20 protein-coding genes are annotated in these 22,203 nt (G+C 36.7%); 19 read left to right on the top strand and 1 reads right to left on the bottom strand.

Annotation, left to right across the window (positions count from 1 at the left end; translation table 11 throughout):
- Positions 1–31: 31 nt before the first annotated feature.
- Entirely contained in the window at positions 32–4,450 is a 4,419-nt protein-coding gene (locus AC4PG5_RS04265; protein WP_492030209.1) for a translocation/assembly module TamB domain-containing protein, read from the bottom strand.
- A gap of 200 nt (positions 4,451–4,650) precedes the next feature.
- On the opposite strand from AC4PG5_RS04265, the gene tsaD reads away from it, so the two are divergent.
- From tsaD to AC4PG5_RS04170, 19 genes are all read left to right on the top strand, one after another.
- Positions 4,651–5,673 carry a tRNA (adenosine(37)-N6)-threonylcarbamoyltransferase complex transferase subunit TsaD gene (gene tsaD / locus AC4PG5_RS04260; protein WP_492030208.1) on the top strand — a complete coding sequence of 341 codons (1,023 nt, stop codon included), beginning with the start codon at positions 4,651–4,653 and terminating at the stop codon, positions 5,671–5,673.
- 100 nt (positions 5,674–5,773) lie between these two features.
- Positions 5,774–7,006, top strand: a complete 1,233-nt coding sequence (locus tag AC4PG5_RS04255; protein ID WP_492030207.1) for a CinA family nicotinamide mononucleotide deamidase-related protein — start codon at positions 5,774–5,776, stop codon at positions 7,004–7,006.
- A 121-nt stretch (positions 7,007–7,127) separates the two neighbouring features.
- A complete protein-coding gene (gene rpmB, locus AC4PG5_RS04250; RefSeq protein ID WP_492030206.1) occupies positions 7,128–7,388 on the top strand; it encodes a 50S ribosomal protein L28 in 261 nt (86 codons plus the stop codon).
- 21 nt (positions 7,389–7,409) lie between these two features.
- Positions 7,410–7,598 carry a 50S ribosomal protein L33 gene (rpmG, locus tag AC4PG5_RS04245; RefSeq protein ID WP_002560155.1) on the top strand — a complete coding sequence of 63 codons (189 nt, stop codon included), beginning with the start codon at positions 7,410–7,412 and terminating at the stop codon, positions 7,596–7,598.
- Between the two features lie 16 nt (positions 7,599–7,614).
- Positions 7,615–7,773 carry a DUF4295 domain-containing protein gene (locus AC4PG5_RS04240; protein ID WP_492030205.1) on the top strand — a complete coding sequence of 53 codons (159 nt, stop codon included), beginning with the start codon at positions 7,615–7,617 and terminating at the stop codon, positions 7,771–7,773.
- Positions 7,774–7,910: 137 nt separating this feature from the next.
- Positions 7,911–8,870, top strand: a complete 960-nt coding sequence (gene ftsY, locus AC4PG5_RS04235) for a signal recognition particle-docking protein FtsY (RefSeq protein WP_492030204.1) — start codon at positions 7,911–7,913, stop codon at positions 8,868–8,870.
- Positions 8,867–10,168 (top strand): 30S ribosomal protein S12 methylthiotransferase RimO, encoded by a 1,302-nt coding sequence (gene rimO / locus AC4PG5_RS04230; RefSeq protein ID WP_492030203.1) that lies wholly within the window; start codon positions 8,867–8,869, stop codon positions 10,166–10,168. The genes ftsY and rimO overlap by 4 nt, the downstream gene beginning before the upstream one ends.
- Entirely contained in the window at positions 10,168–10,440 is a 273-nt protein-coding gene (locus AC4PG5_RS04225; RefSeq protein WP_492030202.1) for an HU family DNA-binding protein, read from the top strand. Before rimO ends, AC4PG5_RS04225 begins: the two co-directional genes overlap by 1 nt.
- A gap of 12 nt (positions 10,441–10,452) precedes the next feature.
- The gene (locus AC4PG5_RS04220; RefSeq protein WP_492030201.1) at positions 10,453–11,802 is read left to right on the top strand and encodes an HU family DNA-binding protein; all 1,350 of its coding nucleotides are present in this window, start codon (positions 10,453–10,455) and stop codon (positions 11,800–11,802) included.
- 235 nt (positions 11,803–12,037) lie between these two features.
- The gene (locus tag AC4PG5_RS04215; protein WP_492030200.1) at positions 12,038–13,033 is read left to right on the top strand and encodes an AAA family ATPase; all 996 of its coding nucleotides are present in this window, start codon (positions 12,038–12,040) and stop codon (positions 13,031–13,033) included.
- Between the two features lie 59 nt (positions 13,034–13,092).
- Positions 13,093–13,962: a DUF58 domain-containing protein gene (locus AC4PG5_RS04210; protein WP_492030199.1), complete on the top strand. Its 870-nt coding sequence runs from the start codon at positions 13,093–13,095 to the stop codon at positions 13,960–13,962.
- Positions 13,963–13,968: 6 nt separating this feature from the next.
- Positions 13,969–15,042 carry a hypothetical protein gene (locus AC4PG5_RS04205; RefSeq protein WP_492030198.1) on the top strand — a complete coding sequence of 358 codons (1,074 nt, stop codon included), beginning with the start codon at positions 13,969–13,971 and terminating at the stop codon, positions 15,040–15,042.
- A 35-nt stretch (positions 15,043–15,077) separates the two neighbouring features.
- A complete protein-coding gene (locus tag AC4PG5_RS04200; protein ID WP_492030197.1) occupies positions 15,078–16,061 on the top strand; it encodes a vWA domain-containing protein in 984 nt (327 codons plus the stop codon).
- Positions 16,062–16,089: 28 nt separating this feature from the next.
- Positions 16,090–17,118, top strand: a complete 1,029-nt coding sequence (locus tag AC4PG5_RS04195) for a vWA domain-containing protein (RefSeq protein ID WP_492030196.1) — start codon at positions 16,090–16,092, stop codon at positions 17,116–17,118.
- 11 nt (positions 17,119–17,129) lie between these two features.
- On the top strand, positions 17,130–17,837 hold the full coding sequence (locus tag AC4PG5_RS04190) for a tetratricopeptide repeat protein (protein WP_492030679.1): 708 nt from the start codon (positions 17,130–17,132) through the stop codon (positions 17,835–17,837).
- 33 nt (positions 17,838–17,870) lie between these two features.
- Positions 17,871–19,694 (top strand): BatD family protein, encoded by a 1,824-nt coding sequence (locus tag AC4PG5_RS04185; protein WP_492030195.1) that lies wholly within the window; start codon positions 17,871–17,873, stop codon positions 19,692–19,694.
- Between the two features lie 22 nt (positions 19,695–19,716).
- Complete coding sequence (locus AC4PG5_RS04180) at positions 19,717–20,478, top strand: tetratricopeptide repeat protein (RefSeq protein ID WP_492030678.1); 762 nt, start codon at positions 19,717–19,719, stop codon at positions 20,476–20,478.
- Positions 20,479–20,602: 124 nt separating this feature from the next.
- Entirely contained in the window at positions 20,603–20,893 is a 291-nt protein-coding gene (locus AC4PG5_RS04175) for a DNA-binding protein (RefSeq protein WP_492030194.1), read from the top strand.
- Between the two features lie 80 nt (positions 20,894–20,973).
- Positions 20,974–22,104 (top strand): universal stress protein, encoded by a 1,131-nt coding sequence (locus AC4PG5_RS04170; protein WP_492030193.1) that lies wholly within the window; start codon positions 20,974–20,976, stop codon positions 22,102–22,104.
- Positions 22,105–22,203: the final 99 nt, after the last annotated feature.

Below are 22,203 nucleotides of genomic sequence, written 5' to 3'. Positions count from 1 at the left end.
AGTCGTATTTGAGTTGTCTTGATGGATGAAATTATTTCGATAGTTCTACTTTGTTTTCCTTTTCTTTTTTCTGTTTTGCTTCGCGACGCTGCTTGTTTCTGATTTTCCAATTGTTCCAGAAGAATAGGTCGCTCCATTTATTGAAATCTTTTTTATAAATGATTCCTATACCCTGAGTCGTTAAATTGGTTTTAGTATAATATCGATCGTTGGTTTCGTTATAAGCTTTTAGACGAAAATCGCCTGAGCGGGTCATTAACCATTCAGCTTGGAAGTCTCCAACAAAGTTTGTATTAGCCAATGGATTGTCTCGATAACCAAAGTTACCGTTAATCAGGAGTCTATTATTGAGCAATTGTCCCGATAAGATGCCTTGTACTTCCACATCAGTCCATCCTTTTTCGCCTGTGCTTAGATTGGTACCGAAGTTCCAGGTGTTGCTATTCAATATCTGCGATAAAGCATTGTTTAGTTGTCCCGATAGCGTTGAAGAGATCACGGAAGGCATTAAGTTCGAGTTCTGAGTTTTATTGATCGAGTTATCGGTATAGAACTTACCTATACCGAGTAAATATAGAATCTGCATATTTATCTGCTCGTCGGTACTGATGTAGTTGCGTACGAGAGTTTGAATCTCATCTCGTTCGTTGGGAAGTTCAATACCTAGCTTAATGGAGGGGTGAGGCAATAGCCCTGTAAGATCCATGATACAATTTACCCGAACGTTTGGTTGCTGGATGAAAGTCGACGCTTCAGGAATGAGGTCATTGAGTGAAGCGGAGTTGACTGTATGAGAAGCTTTAATGTTTAATATGGCTTCAAGTGGAGCGCCATTGAACATGATACTACTTCCTTCCCGTATCTGAAAATCTTTTCGAATGACTTCTTGTAAGCTGAATTTGTAAACTCCTTGTGTGATCTGATAGTTTCCAAACATTTTGACGTCACCTTTATTATAAAACTCGGTACGGATATTGCCGTAACCTCTAGCGGTAATGTTATCTCCGGCTATAGGATCCATAAGGATTTTCATTGTGGCATCCGGAGTAGCATCGACTAAGATATTGAGGCGGATGTCGCTTGTAAACTCGTCCTCTTCTTTGGATTGTGCTTTTTCTCTAAACTTATCGTAGTAGAAAGGAGTGGAAAGGGTATCTTGCAGAATACGTTTCGGCGTTTTATCTACAAATTTGATAAATTGGCTGTTGGTTGCAGAAGCAACGCTGCTGTTGATATAAGTGAAGGTGCTATTACGGTTGGTGGTCATAGCGATGTTTACATCGAGCCCTTGTATGGCATTCCCACTTAATACGGCGTTGCCTGTACCATACATGGTTCCGTAGAAAGGCAAATCGGTCGATTCTTTCGTATTCATCACTAGCATGTTTTTGGTTTGCACTTCAAAGAAGTATTTCATGTCCTTGAAATGTTTGAAATGCAAATAACCATTTAAGGTTCCTTCATGCTTTTCTGCATCCTCTATCTTGGCATTATTGAAGGTAAGTCCGGTAGGAGCAAGATGTATCGTATCTTTAATAGCAAAACGCGTGTTAAGAATGTCGAATCGCATAGAAGCATCTGTCTTAACTTGGCCGTCAAGGTTTAAGGCATTAAATTTGCCGTACAGACGCACTTTGCCGGTACCTCGTCCCTCAATATCTTTGGCAATTGAACTCATGTATTCTTCTAAAAACTTAATATTTAGACCACCTGCAGTGATATGTAAGTCGAGTCCACTTTCCGGTTTTAATGGGAAGATGTAACCCACCACATCCGACTGGTAGATTTCGCCATCTTCTATATGGCCATTAAGAAGAATGCCTCGTTTCTCGTTATCCCACATCCCATAAATATTTAAGTCTCCGAATCGTCCGTTGTTGAGAGCAAAGTCTGTTACATGCAACTTGGTTTCCATGATTGGAGTTTTAAGCATTCCACTAGCGTAGGCTGTCCCTGTTGCATCACCTGAAAAATGTATGTCATCCGATATTTTTACGATGTCGAAGACGTATTTTACGTTAATCCTTTTTAAATCGACCTTCACTGTGTCTTGGTCGCTTTTCGATATGCGTCCATTTATGCGAATGTAACGGTCGTGATTATTAAATAAAAAATTGTCAATGGAGATATTACCCGATTCAAGAGTGACTCTGGATGGATTTAAGTTCCAAACACTGTCATTTAGAATAATAGTTGTTGGATGGATGTCGACCACTGTTTTTAGAATTGGCTTTTCATCTGCTGTTTTTAGAAATTGAACTATAGCATCGAGTTTGCCACTATAGGTTACAGATGAGTTATTGCCCCAATTTACGATGGTACTTATCTTGTCTTCTTTGGCTTTGATATCTAAAGCATAATTGATGGCATCTTCTTTTTGAAGGGTGGTGAATCGAATCTTAGAATGTAAACAATCGGACGAATTGTCGAGTGTGAACATGCCTGATTCGACAAAATCATCTTTATATTGCAACTGCGGGAAGTATCCTTCGATCCGTAATTGGCCGGTTTTTTCATAAAAATAACCTTCTAGCGCGGAGGGACTATAGAATGTTACGGGGATTTTAAACACAGTATTTAGTAAATCTGTATTTAAGACCTTTATTTTGAAGGTAAAGGCGTTGTTGGTCTCTACCGCTTTTTTCTTTGATGGTGAGATCAATGATGGTAAATAACGTTGAGCGACCTTCATAATACTTGCCGGTAAGGTATGATAGCGGAAATTGCCATTTAAGTCGGCCGTCATAAAATCGGAATTAACTTTTAAGTGATTTCCTTCGGCATCTTTATATGTTTTGAGGACAAAGTTATCCATAAAGTAATTCTTCTCGGAGGATTGGAATTTCAGACTATCAATATTGATTTCACCAACTAAATTGTCAGGTTTGTCGCCTCGAAAGTCAGCTTTTAAGCTTAGAGAGACTTCGGCATCTTTATAATCTGGAGTTAGCTTTAATTGGTAGGGGCGAATGTTCGATAGTTGTGCCGTTAACTTGACAATTGGTGTTCGGGCTGCAAGATCAATAGAGCCGTTAATGGCTAGTTGTCCGTTTGGATCGTTCATGTTTAATTTTCCTTCGAATCCTTTTGGCGAATATTTCCCGTCGACGGTGATGTTTTCGTAAGTGTAGTGGTTGTAGTCGATAGCACTTAATTGTCCCTTCACTTCACTTGCTATTGTTGCAGCATCACTGTAAGTACCATTGAGGTCAAAGTTAAAAGAAGCCATGCCAAGCTTATTGTTTCCGGTCAATAGACCTAGATTTAAACGTTCACTTTTGATTGCTCCCGAATAGCCTAATATCTTTTTTTCTTTTTGCGTTGTTAGTTTCAAATCTGTTCTGATGGTACCAACGTCAGTGCGCAATATTCCGTAAGTAACCAAGTCGGTGAAATATCCCGAAACTTCTCCTTTAAATGAAATGTCACCTAGATGTTCTAAGATGGGAGGAATGCCGTTATAATCATGACTTAAATTACGCACCAAGAATCCTGTACCTCGCTTACTGATGTTCAATTCGGATAGCTTGCCGAAGATATAGGTTTCTTCGGGATGTGTTAGGTTTTGACCGCTTCCTTCAGCGGATAGGCTAAAGGTGCGATCTTCGGTCGATAAAGCGAATCGAGGACAACTCAACTGGTTTATGGTTCCTCTGGCTTGTAGATCCAACCAAATTGGTTCTTTGAAGTTCTTTAATGCCGGAACAAAAGAAGAAATGTCTTTTAATGTCACATATGAGGTGGGTAATATGCGCATCGAGAAAGCGACTTTGTCGGCTATATGTTCAAAAGCATCCGGTGCAGAGTACATTAAACTGATGTTACCCATCTGAATCGAACTTTCAGGGAAATCGATCGTGAAATGTTCTATTTGTGCTTTTTTACGGTTGGCTATGAGTTTTAATTTGAGCTTTTTTAAACTAAAGCCGGATTGCTCGTCAAAACTGAGGCGTTTAATGCCCATATTCAGAGAATCGGGCGTTAGAGCTTTAAGCGAGAGGTTGGCTATAATATTGTGGACTTCGAGGTGGTTCGGGTTGAAGGTGCCCGGAGTTTCCTCTTCTGATAACACGTCGTAGGAAACTTTACCTCGTCTGATCAATATTGAATTAATGCGTAGATTGATATTCGACTCCGTCTTGATCGTGTCTTTTGGAGCGAAAGCATCTATAACAAATTTAAAATTCGAAGCGGATTGTGGAGTTTGCTTATTTAATTGTGCCGTGAATCCAAAGAGCTGCACGCTGTTGATAGAAATTTTACCTTCTAATATTGATTTTAATTCGAACTTAGCCGATAAACGGGTCACCTTTAAGAGCTGCTTTCCACTTTGATCATCGATTAACATGTCGTCAACAATGATGCGGTTGAGTAAACCTAGATTAACTTTACCAATGCGAACGTTGGTATGGAGCATCTGGGATAGCTCTTTTGATATGACAACTGTCATTTTTTGCTGAACATAGGGGATGTTTAGCAAGATGATAGTTCCGATATACCCTCCAAGTATGATGTAAACTATCCAGCGTAAGGTGTTTTTTATTGTTTTAATAGGGGATGTTGTTATTTTGAGAACAAAAATATAAAATACTTCGTTATGAATCCTACTTTTATGATTACTTTTGTATCGTTTTATAGTTTATAAGAATTATGAGTATAATAATATTAGGTATAGAGTCTTCTTGTGATGATACTTCGGCAGCAGTCATCAAAGATGGATATTTGCTGTCGAATGTGGTTTCTAGCCAGGCTGTACATGAGGCCTATGGCGGAGTGGTGCCTGAATTAGCATCGCGTGCACATCAACAAAATATTGTTCCGACAGTGCATGAGGCGCTTAAGAGAGCAGGGGTATCTAAAGAAGAATTGAATGCTATTGCTTTTACTCGTGGTCCTGGATTAATGGGGTCTTTATTGGTTGGTGTTTCTTTTGCTAAGGGTTTGGCACGTTCGCTTAATATACCAATGATTGATGTTAATCACTTGACAGGGCATGTTTTAGCTCATTTTATTAAATCGGAAGATGAGGAAAATGTTCAACCTAATTATCCCTTCCTGTGTTTGCTCGTTTCCGGAGGAAATTCTCAGATCATTTTGGTCAAGGGGTATAATGATATGGAAATCCTTGGACAGACGATTGATGATGCTGCTGGCGAAGCGATTGATAAATGTTCTAAAGTGATGGGACTTGGTTATCCAGGTGGACCGATTATTGATAAATTGGCTCGTCAAGGAAATCCTAAGGCGTTCTCATTTAGTAAACCTCATATTCAAGGGCTGGATTATAGCTTCAGTGGATTGAAAACTTCGTTTTTGTATTCCCTCCGCGATTGGTTGAAAGAGGACCCTGACTTTATAGAAAAAAATAAAAATGATCTTGCTGCTTCGTTGGAAGCAACGGTTGTAGACATTTTAATGGATAAGTTAAGAAAGGCGGCTAAACAATATCATATTAATGAGGTTGCTGTAGCTGGTGGTGTGTCGGCCAATAATGGCTTACGTAATGCTTTTCGTGAACATGCCGAAAAGTACGGTTGGAAAATTTTTATTCCGAAGTTTAGTTATACAACGGATAATGCGGCAATGATTGCAATTACGGGTTATTTTAAGTATCTTGATCAAGATTTTTGTTCGATAGATTTGCCCGCTTACTCGCGTGTAACCCTAAAATAGGGTGTAACTCATCTTTTTTATCGATGAAAACGATGCTTTTATGTGATTAAAGCATGTGCTCGTTTGTTTTTTTATTCTTAGACAGAAAGGTAATGATCGTATGTTTGCAGAAATAATAACCATTGGTGATGAGCTCTTAATAGGGCAGGTAACGGATACGAATTCGGCTTGGATGGGCGTAGAATTAAATAAAATCGGCATCGAAGTGATTCGTAAGGTCTCTGTTCGTGATCGCGAAGAAGAAATTTTAGAAGCGGTGACCGAAGCGATGAAAAGGGTGGATTTGGTTCTAGTTACCGGTGGATTGGGTCCAACTAAGGATGATATAACTAAACTAACGCTTTGTCGGTTCTTTAATACCGACTTGGTTTTCAGTCAGGAGGTGTACGACAATATAAAAACAGTTTTGGGCGATCGATTATCGATGAACGGCTTGAATAGAAGTCAAGCGATGGTGCCACGTGATTGTGTGGTTATAAATAACACAGTGGGTACGGCATCTGTTAGTTGGTTTGAACGTGGTAAAAAAGTTCTCGTTTCTATGCCGGGGGTGCCCCTGGAAATGATGACCGTTATGAATTTAGAGATCTTACCTCGATTGCATGCCACTTTTCGTTCGGATTATATTCTGCATCGGACGATTTGGGTAAAGAATTACCCAGAATCAGTCTTGGCGGAGAAATTGGAAACGTTTGAAGGGGCTTTGCCGGAGTGGATTAAATTGGCTTATTTGCCTAAGCTTGGAATTATTCGTCTGCGGTTGACAGGACGCGGACAGGATGAAGCAGGGATCAAGGCGGAGTTGTCTGCTCGGGTCGATCATCTTAAATTGATTTTGGGTGATGCTGTTTATGCTGAAGATGATACGCCTCTTGAGGTTATTCTAGGTGAGAAGCTTAAGGAAAAGGGGCTGACGGTTTCTACAGCCGAAAGTTGTACTGGAGGAGGCCTTGCTGCATGTATTACCTCTATTGCCGGGGCTTCTGAGTATTATAAAGGCAGCGTGGTCGCTTATTCAAATGAAATTAAATCTCAGGTCCTGGGAGTTTCGACTGATACGTTAGCCAAGTTTGGCGCAGTTAGTGAACAGACGGTAGTGGAAATGGTGAATGGAGTGAAGTGCTTGTTGGGTACCGATTGTGCTATGGCGACCTCTGGAATTGTTGGCCCTGGAGGGGGTACGGTAGATAAGCCGGTAGGCACGGTTTGGATTGCTGTTGCCTATAAAAATGAAATCCAAACTTTGAAGCAGGAAATAAACCGAGGACGTCTGATGAATATTGAGAGAGCGTGTAATAATGCCTTATTGTTGCTTATTGATAAGATTGGATAAGGAAAAATTGATGCTTTGGGGAGAATTAATTAAAAAAAACCTTGTTTTATACGGATAAAAGTGCTTACTTTGCGCTCTGTTTGGAATAAGTAAGGATAAAAACTATAAAAATAAGATAGAAATGTCGAAGATTTGTCAAATTACCGGAAAGAAAGCCATGATTGGCAACAACGTTTCACACTCAAAGAGAAGAACTAAAAGAAGCTTTGATGTAAACTTGTTTAATAAAAAGTTCTATTATGTAGAACAAGATTGTTGGATCAACCTTAGCATTAGTGCTAACGGATTGCGTGTAATCAACAAAAAAGGACTGGATGCTGCTTTAAAAGATGCTGTAGCAAAAGGTTTCTGTGAATGGAAAAGCATTAAAATAATCGGCTAAACGTAGAGGAGAAAACTTACAATGGCAAAAAAAGCAAAAGGTAACAGAGTGCAGGTGATTCTTGAATGCACAGAGCACAAGGATAGCGGAATGCCGGGAACATCTCGTTATATCACTACTAAGAATAGAAAAAATACAACTGAAAGATTGGAGTTGAAAAAATACAATCCAATTTTGAAGAGAGTAACAGTTCACAAAGAAATTAAATAATAAAGACGTATAACCCATGGCTAAGAAAGTAGTAGCAAGTTTGCACGACGGAACTAAAGAGGGTCGTGCTTATACAAAAGTTATCAAAATGGTAAAATCAGCTAAAACTGGTGCTTACACATTTGATGAACAAATGGTTCTTAATGAAAAAGTTCAAGACTTTTTTAAGAAATAATTAATTAGCCTTTGTGGCTATTATAAATATAAAAGCCTCTCATCGTGTGATGGGAGGTTTTTTTTTGCTTCTTTTTTTACTTTTACAATCCTTTATTATATCTTTGTGAAATAATATATGATGCAAATAACGTAAATATGGGATTTTTTAGTTTTTTTTCCAAAGAAAAGAAGGAGACTTTAGATAAGGGATTATCTAAAACCAAAGAGAGCGTTTTCGGAAAGATCGCTCGTGCTGTTGCCGGAAAAACAAAAATAGACGATGAAGTTTTGGATAACCTTGAAGAGGTTCTGATCACTTCTGATGTTGGTGTTGAAACGACGTTGAATATTATCAAAAGAATCGAAAAACGTGCAGCAACAGACAAGTATGTTAACACTCAGGAACTAAATCATATTTTACGTGATGAGATCGCTGCGTTGCTTACTGAAAACAACTCTGATGATGTTACTGATTTTGATGTGGATACATCAAAGTCTCCTTATGTCATTATGGTAGTCGGCGTCAATGGAGTTGGAAAAACGACAACGATCGGTAAATTGGCTTATCAATTTAAGAAAGCCGGAAAATCTGTTTATTTAGGAGCTGCAGATACGTTTAGAGCAGCTGCTGTTGAACAATTGGTGATCTGGGGAGAAAGAGTAGGGGTACCTGTCGTTAAACAGAAAATGGGCGCAGATCCAGCCTCTGTAGCTTATGATACACTAAGCTCGGCAGTCGTTAATGGAGCTGATGTTGTTATCATTGATACAGCAGGACGTTTGCATAATAAAGTGGGCTTAATGAACGAATTAACCAAGATCAAGAACGTGATGAAGAAAGTGTTACCTAATGCGCCAAGCGAGGTATTGCTTGTTCTTGATGGTTCTACTGGACAAAATGCATTTGAACAAGCTAAACAATTTACGTTAGCGACTGAAGTTACTTCTTTGGCCATTACGAAATTAGATGGTACAGCAAAGGGTGGAGTTGTCATTGGCATATCTGATCAGTTTAAAATACCGGTTAAATATATTGGTTTAGGAGAAGGTATTGAGGATTTACAAGTCTTCCGCAAGAATGAATTTGTGGATTCTTTATTTGGAGATAACGCATGAAAAGAAAAAATATAGATATTATTAGCTTAGGATGCTCTAAGAATTTGGTGGATTCTGAAAAATTAATTTTTCAGCTTGAAAAGTATGGATATAAGGTTAATCATGATCCCGAAAATCCAAAAGGAGAGATCGTTGTGGTCAATACTTGTGGGTTTATCAATGATGCCAAAGAAGAATCTATTAATACAATTTTGGAATTTGCTCAAGCTAAGGAAGAAGGCTCAATTGAGAAGCTCTTTGTAATGGGATGTTTGTCTGAAAGATACCTTAAAGAGTTGTCTTTGGAGATTCCACAGATTGATAAGATATATGGTAAGTTTAATTGGAGCCAACTCATTAATGATCTAGGGGAAGTTTATAATGATGAGTCTGTTTATAAACGGACGTTGACGACTCCAAAACATTATGCCTATTTAAAGATCTCTGAAGGATGCGACCGGAAATGTGCTTATTGTGCTATTCCTATCATGACCGGAAGCCATGTTTCTAAGCCAATGGATGAAATTCTCAATGAGGTGAAATATTTGGTTAGTCAAGGTGTGAAAGAGTTTCAGGTGATTGCTCAGGAGTTAACTTATTATGGAGTTGATTTGTATAAAAAACAAATGTTGCCTGAACTGATCGAGAGAATTTCTGATATACCTGGAGTGGAATGGATTAGACTACATTATGCTTATCCTGCTCATTTCCCAACCGATTTGTTCCGAGTGATGAGAGAACGTAATAACGTTTGTAAATACATGGATATTGCATTACAGCATATCAGTGATAGCGTTTTGCAACGTATGCGTCGAAACGTGTCTAAAGATGAAACTTATCATTTGATGGAGCAATTCCGTAAAGAGGTGCCTGGCATTCATCTTCGAACAACTTTGATGGTTGGTTATCCAGGGGAGACAGAGGAAGATTTTGAGGAGCTTAAAACATTCGTGAGAACGGTTAAATTTGATCGTATGGGAGCTTTTGCTTATTCAGAAGAAGATGGAACCTATGCGGCTGATCAACATGAAGATAATGTACCGGAAGAGGTTAAGCAGAAAAGACTAGCTGAATTGATGGACATTCAACAAGGTATCTCTGCAGAATTGAATGCGGCTAAGGTGGGTCGTCAATTTAAAGTGATTATTGATCGCCTTGAAGGTGAATATTATATTGGACGTACGGAGTTTGACTCTCCGGAGGTCGATCCGGAAGTTTTGATTAAACAGGAAGACCAGGAGCTTACTTTTGGTGAATTTTATACCGTTGAAATATTGGACTCTGACGACTTTGATCTTTATGGAAAAGTAGTTGTGTAATGAATAATAAAGAATTTACATCAGAATTATCTAATAGGTTGGGATATACAGTGAAAGACACTTCTGAACTTATATCTTCTTTGTTGTCTGGTATGGTACAAGGATTTCAAGAAGGGAATTCTGTGTCTATACAGGGGTTCGGTTCTTTTGAGGTAAAGAAAAAGTCGGAGCGTATTTCGGTTAATCCGGTAAGTAAGAAACGATTATTAATACCACCTAAACTTGTTCTGAGTTATCGTCCTAGTCCTTTGCTTAAAGACAAGTTTAAATAAAAGACTTTTGATATGAATGATAAACTGACTATTCAAGACCTTACGGATTTACTCGCCGATAAACATGGGCTGAGTAAAAAAGATGCTGAAGCATTTGTTAAAGAGTTTTTTGTTCTGATTGAGCAAGCTTTAGAAAATGATAAGTATGTTAAGATTAAAGGATTGGGTACGTTTAAGCTTATTGATGTCGAAAGTCGCGAAAGTGTTGACGTTAATACAGGGGAACGGATTGAGATAAAAGGGCATACTAAGGTCTCTTTTACTCCAGATTCTACAGTCCGTGAAGTCGTAAATAAACCTTTCTCGCATTTTGAAACGGTTGCACTGCGTGATAGCGTGGTGTTGGAAGATACTCCCATTATTGATGGTGATCTTGATAATGATGAATCGGACTTTGATAATCTGTCTTCTGAAGAATCGATATATGAATCTGCTGACGTTAGTGAGAACTCTGAAACGAAGATTGATGAGTCTCCTTCTGAAGAACAATCCCAAGGGAAAATTGAAGGAGATGATCAGGAGGAGGTTGCTACTGTTAGCCAAGAAGAGGTTATTACCACTAGTCAAGAGAAAGATCTGACTGGAGATCATGAAGAATTACTCCAAGAGGTTGAAGTGAAACCTGACTCGGCTTTAGATTTAGTTGAAGAAGAAGTTGAGATGCCTACTGAACAACAAGCAGAACAACAACCAGAAACTCAACCACAGCGTAGACTAACTGCCGAAGAGATTATTGCTCTAGAATTACAGAATGATCGGTTTGCATTGCATAGTGATAAAGGGATAGGTGGTTCAAAGAGAAAAGAGAAATCGTCTGCTTTATCCTTGGTCATTACGATTGCTATAGTATTGGTATTATGTGGTGGCGTTGTATTGTTGATTTATTACCCAGATTTACTCTCTTCTCAATCTGTAACAGAACAGCTTGACCCTCCTACGACTATTGCTAAGCAATCGCCGGTACAACTGGTTGCCCCTATTGATACGATAGTGCCTAAAGATACCTTGTCGCCCGATTCTTCTAAATTGAAAGTTGAAAAAAGCATCAAAGAGGTCGCTAAAGTTAAAGATCAGTCGTTGCCTAAATTGAAGAGTGAAACGATTGAGAATAGGAAAGAATCTCGAGTTGTTAGTGAATCGAAGCAACTTCCTAATGTCGATTCTGTAGGATATAAGGTTATCGGTACAAAGGCAACTTATGTTATAAAAGAGGGGGAAACCCTGACGAGAGTAGCTATGAAGTTCTATGGGACTAAAGCTTTGTGGCCATATCTTGTAAAATATAATAAAGATGTGATCAAAAATCCCGATCATGTTCCTTATGGAGTTAAGATCAAAATTCCGGAATTGCAGAAGAAATAATAATAAATGTAAAAAAGCTCGTTCACCCGGCTATATTGTTTTAATATAGTCGGGTGAAATGTTATGTAATATGAAAGTAACTTAATCTAAAGATTTCACATCTTTTTTTAATAAAATTTAGTTGCAATGGTTAATTTTATGATGTACTTTTGAATGCAGAAAGAGAATATGAGACGATTATTTTTCTTTATCTCTTAATTAATAGATAATTAAACAATAGAAATATTAAAGAATTATGGCTGAATCAATTGATATTCGCGAATTGAATGAGCGAATTGAAAGACAAAGTGCTTTCGTAACCAATCTTACCGTAGGTATGGATCAAGTAATTGTTGGTCAAAAACATTTGGTTGAATCATTACTTATTGGACTGTTGTCTGATGGACACGTGCTTTTGGAAGGAGTTCCTGGATTAGCTAAAACTTTAGCAATTAAAACATTGGCATCTTTAATCGATGCTAGATACAGCCGTATTCAGTTTACCCCCGATTTATTGCCTGCCGACGTTGTAGGTACGATGGTTTACAGTCAAAAAGATGAGTCGTTTAAGATTCAGAAAGGTCCGGTTTTTGCTAATTTTGTTTTGGCCGATGAAATTAACCGTGCACCCGCTAAAGTTCAGAGTGCACTTCTGGAAGCAATGCAAGAACGTCAAGTGACTATTGGCAAAGAAACGTTCCCATTGCCAGAACCTTTTTTAGTATTGGCAACTCAAAATCCTATAGAGCAAGAAGGAACTTATCCTCTGCCGGAAGCTCAGGTGGACAGATTTATGCTTAAGGTTGTGATCGACTATCCAAGATTAGAGGAGGAGAAACTGATTATTCGCCAAAATATTAATGGAGAGAAGTTCAATGTTAAGCCTATCATGAAGGCTGAAGAAATTATTGAGGCTCGTAAGGTGGTACGTCAAGTCTATTTAGACGAGAAGATCGAGCGTTATATTGTTGATATTGTTTTTGCAACTCGCTTTCCTGAAAAATACGATCTTAAAGAGCTGAAAGGAATGATTGGTTTTGGTGGATCACCTCGTGCGTCAATCAATTTAGCTTTAGCAGCACGCACTTATGCTTTCATTAAACGACGTGGATACGTTATTCCTGAAGATGTCCGCGCTGTAGCACATGATGTTTTACGTCATCGTATTGGATTAACTTATGAAGCAGAAGCGAATAATATATCCTCTGATGAAATCGTTAGTAAGATTCTTAATAAAGTAGAAGTGCCCTAATTCATAACGGATTAAATTAAGAATTTATGAGTTATTGATCATGCATGTCATTATTTAAGATGGAAACAAGTGAAATATTAAAAAAGGTTCGACAAATTGAGATTAAAACAAGAGGATTGTCGAATCATATTTTTGCCGGACAGTATCATTCGGCCTTTAAGGGAAGAGGAATGTCTTTCTCTGAGGTTCGTGAATATCAATATGGTGATGATGTTCGTGATATTGATTGGAATGTAACGGCTCGCTTTAATCGACCTTATGTTAAAGTGTTTGAGGAAGAGCGGGAGTTAACAGTTATGTTAATGGTGGATGTTTCCGGAAGTTTAGAGTTCGGTACGGTAAAGCAATTTAAAAAAGATCTAGTAACAGAAATCTCTGCTACATTAGCGTTTTCTGCGATACAGAATAATGATAAAATAGGAGTTATTTTCTTTTCGGACCGTATAGAGAAATTTATACCACCTAAGAAGGGTAAAAAACATATCTTATATATCATTCGGGAATTGATAGATTTTCAACCGGAGAGTCGACGTACGGATGTTGGGATGGCTTTGGAATATCTGACTAATGTGATGAAAAGGCGTTGTACGGCGTTTCTTTTATCAGATTTTATTGATCAGAAAAATTTCAATAATCCGCTAACCATTGCCAATCGTAAGCATGATGTTGTTGCTTTACAGGTCTATGATAGACGAGTTTGTGATCTTCCAGCGATAGGGTTGATCAAAATTAAAGATGCTGAAACAGGTCATGAACAATGGATAGATACATCGTCTAAAGCTGTTAGAAAGGCGCATCACGAGTGGTGGATTCAAAAACAGACGAAGTTGAATGAAGTGTTCGCCAAAAGCAATGTCGATTATGTATCTATTCGTACAGATGAAGATTATGTTAGAGCGTTATTGAACTTATTTGCTAAACGAAACTAATTAGAAATGACAAAAAGAAAAATCCTAATACTGTTGGTGTTTTTGTTGCCTAAATATATATTTGCCCAATCGGTTACGGTGGAATCGAAAATAGATTCATTGCAAATATTGATTGGCGAGCAAGCTAAGGTGAGTTTGCAAGTCGCTATGGATGCTAAAAGTAAGGCTGTTTTTCCGACTTATACAGATACGTTAGTAAATGGTGTCGAGATTGTCGAGATCGCTAAGCCTGATACTCAATTTCTTAATGATAAACAGCGACTACTTATCACACAAGATTATATTGTCACTTCTTTTGATTCGGCATTGTATTATTTGCCTCCAATGGAAGTGAGTGTGGATAATAAAATTTATAAATCTAAGGCATTGGCTCTTAAAGTTTATTCGGTTCCGGTAGATACCCTTCATTCCGATCGTTTCTTTGGACAAAAGACCATTATGAAAGCTCCATTCGATTGGGGCGATTGGTATGGTTTGATTGGACTTTCGTTTTTAGTTATCCCTTTGATGATTTTATTAATCTACTTTATTCTTCGTATTCGTGATAATAAGCCAATTATACGGAAAGTGAAGTTGGAGGAAAAGTTGCCACCGCATAAAATTGCATTATTGGAATTTGATCGTATAAAGAACGAAAAAATTTGGCAAAAAGGACAGTCGAAGGAATATTATACAGAACTAACAGACGTCGTTCGTAATTATTTGCAGGATCGTTTTGGTTTTAATGCCCTTGAGATGACCTCTTCGGAAATCGTAGAGAAGCTATTGACATTTCAAGATAAAAAGGCTTTAGCCGATTTAAGTGGTTTATTCCAAACTGCTGATTTGGTTAAATTTGCGAAGCATCATCCTGATATGACGGAGAATGATGTTAACTTGATTAATGCCATTGATTTTATTAATGAAACCAAAGCCCCCGAGGAAGAAAATATTAAACCTCACCCCAAAGAGATAACCATTATAGAAAAACGGTCATTAAAAACAAAGATTTTCTTGACATTCACTATTGTTTTCTTGGCTGTTGCTATAGGAGCAATTTTTATTTATATTGGGATGCAATTATATGATCTCTTAGGATAATTTATTTAGTCCTTTAACATTTTAAAGATATAAAGATGATTTTTGCCAATATTGAATATTTGTTTTTATTATTGCTTCTTATACCTTATATAATTTGGTATATAATGAAACAAAATAAGAGTGAGGCAACTCTTCAGATTTCTGATGCAAGAGTATATGCTCATACTCCTAAGAGTTATAAGAATTACTTGTTACATGTACCTTTTGTCTTGCGTATAATTACTTTAATTTTTATCATACTCGTACTTGCTAGACCTCAAACGACAGATAGATGGCAGAATAGCGAAATTGAGGGCATTGATGTCATGATGGCTATTGATGTGTCAACTAGTATGTTGGCTGAGGATTTGAAGCCTAACAGATTAGAGGCGGCTAAGGATGTTGCTGCTGAATTTATCAATGGACGACCTAATGATAATATTGGAATTACATTGTTTGCTGGGGAGTCTTTCACTCAATGCCCGTTAACGGTTGATCATGCTGTTTTGTCGGATATGATTCATAATGTTAAATGCGGATTTATAGAGGATGGTACAGCTGTTGGAATGGGTATTGCGAATGCTGTAACACGTTTAAAAGAGAGTAAAGCTAAGTCTAAAGTCATCATTTTGTTAACTGATGGTACTAATAATAAAGGTGATATTTCTCCGTTGACGGCTGCCGAAATTGCTAAAAGCTTTGGCATTAGGGTTTATACAATTGGTGTCGGAACAAACGGTGTGGCTCCTTATCCTATAAGGGTTGGGAATACTGTACAATACGTAAACGTTCCTGTTGAAATCGATGAAAAGACTTTAACGCAAATAGCAGGGACAACGGATGCTAATTACTTTAGAGCAACAAGCAACTCAAAGTTGAAGGAAGTATACGAAGAAATCGATAAGTTAGAACGTACAAAACTAAATGTAAAAGAATATAATCGTAGGGACGAGGAATACCAATGGTTTGCTTTGGTGGCATTCTTGTCTATTCTTATTGAAGTTCTTTTACGAAATTCTATCTTAAAGAAGATTCCTTGATTGTTTAATCTGTAAATGAAATTAGAAAATGTTTCGATTTGAAGAACCTGCATACCTATATTTACTATTTTTAGTTCCGATTGTCATTGCTGGGTATCTCTACTCTAACTATAAGAGACGTAGAGCCATTCGTAAATTCGGTGATCCGTCATTATTGACTGAGCTTATGCCGAACGTATCTAAGCATCGTCCGGATGTGAAATTTTTGCTCATGACTCTTGTGATTGCGTTATTTGCTGTTTTATTGGCTCGTCCTCAATTCGGATCTAAACAAGAAACAGTGAAGCGTAAAGGGGTGGAGGTTATTATTGCATTAGATATATCAAATTCGATGTTGGCTCAAGATGTACAACCTAGTCGTTTGGATAAAGCCAAGATGCTTATCTCAAAGTTGGTTGATAACTTGGATAATGATAAGATTGGTATGATTGTATTTGCTGGAGATGCTTTTACTCAGCTTCCTATTACTAGTGATTATGTCTCAGCAAAAATGTTCTTAGAATCCATTAATCCTTCTTTGATTTCTAAACAGGGAACGGCAATTGGGCAAGCTATAGACCTCGCCGTCAGAAGTTTTACTCCACAAGAGAAGGTGGGACGTTCAATTATTATTATAACTGATGGAGAAAACCATGAAGGGGGGATTGATGATGCAGTGAAAAAAGCAACAGAGAAGGGTATTCAAATCAATGTATTAGGGGTAGGATTGCCTAATGGAGCTCCGATTCCTATCGTTGGAAGTAATGATTACCGTCGTGATAACGAAGGAAATGTTGTTGTTACTCGTTTAAATGAACCTATGTGTCAAGACATTGCTAAAAAAGGCGAAGGCGTTTATGTGCGAGTGGATAACACAAATTCTGCACAAAAAGTCATAGCGGAGGAAATAGATAAAATGTCTAAGGCAGATGTTGAGTCAAAAGTTTATAGCGATTATAATGAACAATTCCAATCTGTAGCTTGGATCATTCTTTGCTTGTTATTAGTTGAAATGTTGATACTGGATCGTAAGAATCCCTTATTCAAAGGCATTCATTTATTCTCTAACAAAAAGTGATTATGAATAAGATGAAATATGTATTTGTGCTCATTGTTGGTAGTTTGTTCTTATCAAACAATGTGTTAGCGCAGAAAACAGAGCGTAATTATATCCGAAAGGGAAATCGTTTTTTTAAAGATAGCACTTTTGTCGATGCCGAAGTGAACTACCGTAAGGCTTTGGAAGTTAATCCTCAATCGACAATATCGATGTATAACCTAGGTACGACTTTGTCACAGAATCAAAAGTATAAGGAAGCAATGGAGCAGTATGTTGCTGCTAGCAAAATTGAGAAGAATAAGAATAAATTGGCTCATATTTATCATAATATGGGAGTGCTGTTTCAAGCGGGAAAGAATTATGCTCAAGCTGTTGAAGCTTATAAGTTATCTTTGAAAAACAATCCTAAGGATGATGAAACTCGATATAACCTAGCTTTGGCCCAGAAGATGTTGAAGGATCAACAACAGGACCAGAATAAAGATCAGAATAAGGATCAAAAGAAGGATCAAAAGAAAGAGAATAAAGAGGATCAGAATCAAGATAAAAACAAAGATAAACAAAAAGAAAAGGAGAAACCAAAACCTGAGCAATCTCAAAAGAAAGAGGATAAAATGTCAAAGGAGAATGCAGAACAACTTTTGAATTCTGTGATGCAAGATGAGAAAAATATTCAAGATAAGGTAAAAAAACAACAGAAGGTTATTCAGAGTGGTCGACTTGAAAAAGATTGGTAACTTTGATATCTAAATAAAACTTTCCTTAGTAATATGAAAAGATTAATTATAATATTAATTTTATTTATATCGGCAACTCCTAAGTTATTTGCTGATAAGATTGTGTTTTCAGCATCGGCACCTGATGCTGTTGTGGTTGGGGAGCAATTCCGTTTGTCATATACCGTTAACAGACAAAACGTAAAAGACTTTAGGATACCAGCAATTAAAGGTTTTGATGTTTTGATGGGACCTAGTAGATCTCAACAAAGTAATACTCAAATCATTAATGGTAATGTATCTTCTAGCAGTAGTATTACTTATACTTATATTTTAATGGCAAATTCTCCTGGTAATTTTAGTCTACCAAGTGCCACTATAATTGCTGATGGAAGTCAGTTGTCATCTAATAGTCTCAAAATAAAGGTTCTACCCCCAGATCAAAACGCGCAGGCACAGAACGGATCTTCTAGTAGAGCTACTTCTAATCGCTCATCCGGCGTTTCAAATCAAGATTTATTCATACTAGCGTCAGTTAGTAAGTCATCTGTATATGAACAAGAGGCTTTTGTCTTGACCTATAAAATATACACAAAAGAAGCTAATCTGGGGATGAATAACGTGAAACTACCTGATTTCAAAGGGTTTCATTCTCAAGAAATAGAGTTACCTACTAATGCTCGATTTATGCAAGAGCATTATAAAGGAAGAAATTACCTAACAACGATTTATAGACAGTTTGTGTTGTTTCCTCAACAGAAAGGAAAATTGTACATTGATCCGGCTCAGTTTGATATGACTGTTGGAAAGACTATTGAATCAAGTGATCCGTTTGATGCCTTCTTCAATGGTGGTAGTAATGTCATTCAAGTTAATAAAATGATTAGAACTCCTCGAATGGCTATTGATGTTAAACCGTTACCGGCAAATAAACCTGCAAATTATTCTGGTGGAGTAGGAGAGTTTGCGGTATCTTCGTCCATAAGTAGCCAAAAGATAAAAACAAATGATGCTGTTACATTAAAAATCGTGATTTCCGGGACTGGTAATTTGAAGTTGATATCAGCTCCTACTGTGGACTTCTCGAATGATTTTGAGGTTTATGATCCTAAGACAGATAATAAGACCCTTCTTACTAAGAATGGAGTTTCTGGTAATAAAGTTATAGAATATTTAGCTATTGCCAGACATGCCGGTAAATATAAAATACCAGGCATTTCTTTTAGCTATTTTGACATTCAAAGCAAATCATATAAGACGATTAAGACTGAAGATTATGAAATTGTTGTAGAGAAAGGTGCTGGTAATGCGAGCCAAGTTGTTTCTAATTTTACAAATCAAGAAGAACTTAAAGTTTTAGGCGAAGATATTCGTTTCATTAAGAAGGGAGAAATCACAGAACTTGCTTCTCGAACAGACATGTTTTATGATTCTACTTTATATTGGATGTTTTATATTATACCTATTTTAAGTTTGATCACTCTTCTGATTATATATCGTAAAAAGGCTAAGGAAAATTCGAACGTCGCTAAAATGCGTAATAAGAAAGCCAATAAGGTCGCAAGTAAACGTATGAAGCTTGCTTCGAAATTACTTGATAATCATCAGAAAGATGCTTTCTATGATGAAGTTTTGAAGGCCTTATGGGGATATATTAGTGATAAGTTGAGTATTCCAGTGTCTCAATTGTCCAAAGAGAATATTGAGGACAATCTAAGAAATAAGGGGGTTAATCAAGATTTGATTACTGAATTTATTTCGACCTTAGATAGTTGCGAATTTGCCCGATTTGCTCCGGGAGATGAAAATCAGGCTATGGATCAAGTATTTAAGTCATCTATAGAGTTAATCAGTAAAATGGAAAATTCTATTAAATAAACGTTTGTAAAAAGATAAAATGATGAAAAATATAGTTTTGATAATAAGTCTATTATTGTTTATTCATTGTTTTCCACTTGGAGCAAAAAACATGAATAGTCTTAAGGAACAAGGTGATTCGGCTTTTGTTAAAGGTAATTATGAAATGGCTATTGATAGCTATGAATCTTTACTCAAGGGAGGCGAGTCTGCAGATGTTTATTATAATTTAGGCAATAGTTATTATAAAGCAGGAAAAATAGCTAAATCTATCGTTAATTATGAAAGAGCTTATTTATTACAGCCTGGCGATGGTGACATTAAAGCTAATCTTGAAGTTGCTCGTTCTAAAACCATAGATAAAGTAGAGCCTATTCCTGATATTTTCTTTATAGGATGGTTAAAGGCAATAGGTAACTTGATTAATCTTAATTCATGGGCTATAATTGGAATCGTTGGGTTTCTGCTATTTATATTTTCATTGTGTTGCTGGATTTTCTCTAAGCGAACCTCTTTGCGGAAAATAGGCTTTAGCTTTGGATTATTATTTCTCGTTTTGACTATTTGTGCTAATTTTTATGCATCTTATCAGAAAGATAAATTGTTCAATAGAAATGCTGCTATTATAATGCAGCCTAGTATAATTGTTCGTAGTACTCCAAGCGAGGGAGGTACAACTCTTTTTATCTTGCACGAGGGGCATAAAGTTTTCATTAAAGATAATTCTATGAAGGAATGGAAAGAAGTACGATTGGAGAATGGAAATGTGGGATGGGTTCCAACATCCTCAATTGAGGTTATTTAACAAATATATCTTACTGTTTTATAAAAAAAAGATAAGCAAATAATTTGTTTTATCTTTTTTTTTTGTTATGTTTATAGCGTTATAAATAAACCGGAGTCATTAATCCATTAAATTTTATGATAATATGAGAACAATAACATTTAATGAACTGCGTAAGATCAAAGATTCCTTGCCGAGCGGTAGTATGCATAGAATTGCTGATGAATTAGGATTGCATGTCGATACCGTTCGAAATTTCTTTGGTGGGCATAATTTTAAAGAGGGGAAGAGTGCTGGTATACATCTAGAACCTGGTCCGGATGGTGGGTTGGTTATGATAGATGATACAACCGTTCTTGATCGAGCGTTGAGGATACTTGATGAGACGAGTTTTGGTATAGAACAAGAATCCAGTCTTGAACTGATTCATAATTAAAATATTTGTTTGATAAATCCCAATTACAATTTTTGTGATTGGGATTTTGTTTTCATTGTTAAACTTAAATAGGAGTAAATATGGAAGAAAAATTAGTAACATTAGCTATTCTTACTTACACGAAAGCTCAAATACTGAAGACCGTTCTTGAGAGTGAAGGCATTGAAACGTATATACATAATGTCAATCTGATACAACCTGTTGTTTCTTCTGGAGTTAGATTGCGCATTAAAGAGAGTGATCTGCCTAGGGCGCTTAAGATAACGGAAAGTTCAGCTTGGTTATCTGAGAGTATAGTAGGGGATAAGGAGCCAAAGCTTGTTGAGAAGTCGAATAAAATACTTATTCCAATTGATTTTTCCGATTATTCAATGGGTGCTTGTGAATTTGGTTTTAAATTGGCACAGAAAGTAAACTCAGAAGTTGTATTATTGCATGTCTACTTCACACCGATATATGCTTCTTCATTACCATATGGAGATATCTTTAATTACCAACTTGGAGATGATGAGTCTATTAAAAAAGTTGTACATAAAGTTCATGATGACTTAAATAATTTTTCTGACTCGATAAAGGATAAAATTGCTAAAGGTGAATTACCAAATTTGAAATTTACTTGTGTATTACGCGAGGGAATTCCTGAAGAAGAAATCTTGAGATATTCTAAGGAACAGCATCCAAGATTGATTATCATGGGAACCAGAGGTAAGAGTCAGAAAGATGTTGATTTGATTGGTAGTGTAACAGCTGAAGTTATAGACCGCAGCAAGACGACCGTTTTGGCAATTCCTGAGAATACTACACTTAAGCAATTTGCGGATGCAAAACAAGTTGCATTTATAACTAACTTCAATCAACGTGATTTAATATCATTTGAATCGTTTTTTAGCAAATGGAAAGTTTTTGATTTCTCTGTGCATTTTATTCATTTGTCTGAATCTAATGACGACGCATGGAATGAAATTAAGCTAGCAGGGATAAAAGAATATTTTCATAAGCAATATCCTAAATTGGAAATGCATTATTCGGTTGTTCCTAGTGATGATTTGTTGCAAGGACTTGATAAGTATATCAAAGAACATAATATTGATGTTATTACTTTGGCCTCCTATAAGAGAAATGTTTTTGCACGACTTTTTAATCCAAGTATTGCTAGAAAAATGTTATTTCATTCAGATACACCGTTATTAATAATCACGGATAAACAGTAAATAGGTCCAAAATATCGAAATCTAGCAAATGGAATAATACATATTATGTTTAATAGAAAAATCGGGATATTCCCCATTTTGATCATAAAATGAGTATAA

This window comes from Bacteroides sp. QWL-09 (assembly GCF_058683585.1).
This window is presented reverse-complemented; position numbering and strand designations above follow the sequence as displayed.

Bases quoted from the DNA above. Each gene is read 5' to 3' on its own strand.
- AC4PG5_RS04265 (WP_492030209.1), bottom strand. From the start codon at position 4,450: ATGACAGTTGTCATATCAAAAGAGCTATCCCAGATGCTCCATACCAAC.
- tsaD (WP_492030208.1), top strand. From the start codon at position 4,651: ATGAGTATAATAATATTAGGTATAGAGTCTTCTTGTGATGATACTTCG.
- AC4PG5_RS04255 (WP_492030207.1), top strand. From the start codon at position 5,774: ATGTTTGCAGAAATAATAACCATTGGTGATGAGCTCTTAATAGGGCAG.
- rpmB (WP_492030206.1), top strand. From the start codon at position 7,128: ATGTCGAAGATTTGTCAAATTACCGGAAAGAAAGCCATGATTGGCAAC.
- rpmG (WP_002560155.1), top strand. From the start codon at position 7,410: ATGGCAAAAAAAGCAAAAGGTAACAGAGTGCAGGTGATTCTTGAATGC.
- AC4PG5_RS04240 (WP_492030205.1), top strand. From the start codon at position 7,615: ATGGCTAAGAAAGTAGTAGCAAGTTTGCACGACGGAACTAAAGAGGGT.
- ftsY (WP_492030204.1), top strand. From the start codon at position 7,911: ATGGGATTTTTTAGTTTTTTTTCCAAAGAAAAGAAGGAGACTTTAGAT.
- rimO (WP_492030203.1), top strand. From the start codon at position 8,867: ATGAAAAGAAAAAATATAGATATTATTAGCTTAGGATGCTCTAAGAAT.
- AC4PG5_RS04225 (WP_492030202.1), top strand. From the start codon at position 10,168: ATGAATAATAAAGAATTTACATCAGAATTATCTAATAGGTTGGGATAT.
- AC4PG5_RS04220 (WP_492030201.1), top strand. From the start codon at position 10,453: ATGAATGATAAACTGACTATTCAAGACCTTACGGATTTACTCGCCGAT.
- AC4PG5_RS04215 (WP_492030200.1), top strand. From the start codon at position 12,038: ATGGCTGAATCAATTGATATTCGCGAATTGAATGAGCGAATTGAAAGA.
- AC4PG5_RS04210 (WP_492030199.1), top strand. From the start codon at position 13,093: ATGGAAACAAGTGAAATATTAAAAAAGGTTCGACAAATTGAGATTAAA.
- AC4PG5_RS04205 (WP_492030198.1), top strand. From the start codon at position 13,969: ATGACAAAAAGAAAAATCCTAATACTGTTGGTGTTTTTGTTGCCTAAA.
- AC4PG5_RS04200 (WP_492030197.1), top strand. From the start codon at position 15,078: ATGATTTTTGCCAATATTGAATATTTGTTTTTATTATTGCTTCTTATA.
- AC4PG5_RS04195 (WP_492030196.1), top strand. From the start codon at position 16,090: ATGTTTCGATTTGAAGAACCTGCATACCTATATTTACTATTTTTAGTT.
- AC4PG5_RS04190 (WP_492030679.1), top strand. From the start codon at position 17,130: ATGAAATATGTATTTGTGCTCATTGTTGGTAGTTTGTTCTTATCAAAC.
- AC4PG5_RS04185 (WP_492030195.1), top strand. From the start codon at position 17,871: ATGAAAAGATTAATTATAATATTAATTTTATTTATATCGGCAACTCCT.
- AC4PG5_RS04180 (WP_492030678.1), top strand. From the start codon at position 19,717: ATGAAAAATATAGTTTTGATAATAAGTCTATTATTGTTTATTCATTGT.
- AC4PG5_RS04175 (WP_492030194.1), top strand. From the start codon at position 20,603: ATGAGAACAATAACATTTAATGAACTGCGTAAGATCAAAGATTCCTTG.
- AC4PG5_RS04170 (WP_492030193.1), top strand. From the start codon at position 20,974: ATGGAAGAAAAATTAGTAACATTAGCTATTCTTACTTACACGAAAGCT.